This is a genomic window from Pseudomonas sp. SDT291_1_S447, from assembly GCF_054070155.1.
The window spans coordinates 1-323 of record NZ_JBSVXS010000335.1; the positions used below are offsets into that span (position 1 = coordinate 1).

Consider the following 323-nt stretch of genomic DNA (forward strand, 5'->3'; position numbering starts at 1 on the left):
TCGGCAGCAAAGAAGGACTGAGCTTTGTGCGTGAACTGGTGGGCCTATGACGCTGTTACTCGACGGGCAAAAAGTCCAGGGCAAGAACCTCAAGGTCACGGCCAACCTGCGAATCGAAAGCGGCGATATGTCCGGCCAGACCAGCAATACCGACAAGGCTCACAAAGGCTTCAAGCCTAAGACGTTGGCCGTCTCGCTGATGATTCCCTTTGTGGATAAAACCCAGCTGACGGAACTGTTGCGCATGGCTGAAGCCACCGCCGGCGGCGGTCAGTTGCATCTGTATCGGATCGTGAACGACACGGCCGAAACCTTCGGTGTGC

The 323-nt window shown here is 56.7% G+C and carries 1 protein-coding gene; it reads left to right on the forward strand.

Annotated features, from left to right (window positions below; translation table 11 throughout):
- Positions 1–46: 46 nt before the first annotated feature.
- A partial coding sequence (locus tag ACW9IR_RS29820) for a baseplate complex protein (RefSeq protein ID WP_457466193.1) occupies positions 47–323 on the forward strand: 277 nt, incomplete at its 3' end.